This window comes from Paenibacillus sp. 01L418, assembly GCF_056400045.1.
Genome location: NZ_JBFTSN010000746.1, coordinates 1 through 1,358, shown reverse-complemented (window position 1 = coordinate 1,358; position 1,358 = coordinate 1). Strand labels below are relative to the sequence as shown.

Annotated in this window: 2 protein-coding genes; both read left to right on the top strand. The window is 41.4% G+C overall.

What is annotated here, in order from left to right:
* Positions 1-120 precede the first annotated feature (120 nt).
* Positions 121-1,215: a glycosyltransferase family 2 protein gene (locus AC1DSE_RS35300; RefSeq protein ID WP_477512160.1), complete on the top strand. Its 1,095-nt coding sequence runs from the start codon at positions 121-123 to the stop codon at positions 1,213-1,215.
* A partial coding sequence (locus tag AC1DSE_RS35295; RefSeq protein ID WP_477529125.1) for a glycerol-3-phosphate acyltransferase occupies positions 1,212-1,358 on the top strand: 147 nt, incomplete at its 3' end. The genes AC1DSE_RS35300 and AC1DSE_RS35295, both read left to right, overlap by 4 nt.

Here is a 1,358-nt window from a genome sequence, read left to right as displayed (position 1 = left end):
GCTTATCAATCAAGCCATCGTGCAAAATGTACCGATCCCATATGGATGGAGGAATCAATGAAACTAAAATAATACAGACGGCCCCTTCATATACATAAATACATGAGGGGGGATTAGAAAATGTGGATGCTCATTCTAATGCTAGTCGGATGTCTCTCTGGTTTTTTTCTGTTCAGAAAAAATACTATGACCGTCACTAATCAGACAGATCAGAGCGTGCGGAAACTGTCCATTATTATTCCAGCTAGAAATGAAGAATGTAATTTACCACATTTGCTTGAATCCCTTAAGTCGCAAACGCTTCAACCCTTTGAAATTATTGTGGTAGATGATTATTCCGATGATCGAACCAAAGAAATTGCTGAAGGCTATGGGGTGAATGTTATTTCAAATAGCAGCCTCCCTAAAGGCTGGACAGGTAAGAACTGGGCGGTATGGAATGGATATTTGCATGCCTCTGGTGATATGTTTGTATTTTTAGATGCGGATATAAGACTGGCGCCTAACGCCTTGGCTTCATTAATAAAGGCTAGGGAGCGATCGAAGGGTGTGATTTCAGTTGTTCCTTTTCATCACACCGAGAAGCTATATGAGAAGCTTGCTTTGATTATGAATGTGCTTGGGATATTTGCGTTTACATCGGTCTTTGAAAAGAAAAACCGGATGAAAGGGCTCTATGGCTCCTGCATTGTTGCTTTAAGGGAGGATTACGAAAAAATCAATGGCCACGAAAGCGTAAAAGCTGAAGTGCTGGACGATTTGTTTCTAGGCTCCAAATTTATGGCAGCAGGGGTACCAGTCACTAATTTTATCGGATATGGCTTGGTTTCTTTCCGCATGTATCCGCAAGGCATTCAAAGCGAAATTGAAGGATTTAGCAAAGGGGCGGTATTAAGCACTTCGACGCTTAGTCCRTGGACGATTATCCCGATAGCTATTTGGGTGGTAGGACTGCTTCTATCGGAAACGGTGTTTATATTTGCGAATACTTCATGGGCTTTGCCTCTCTTAATCGGTTATTTTGTCTATATGTTTCAATTATTTTACTTCACGAAGTATGTAGGCGCTTTTGGGATCGTTATTCCGCTGCTCCATGTTTTTGCTTCGTTATTTTTTATCATTGTTATGCTTTATTCCATGTATCAGGTGCTTATTCTAGGGCATGTAAGCTGGAAAGGCAGGCACATCCGGGTAGGGGGCAAGAGGGACCTATGATCATATTATGGATTGCGGGTTCATTTCTATCGGGATCTCTTATGTTTTCGTATTGGCTTGGTCTAATTCGCAAGAAAAACATAAAAACGGTTGGCGACGGCAACCCTGGTGCTTTGAATCTTTGGAAGTCATCTGGATATAAA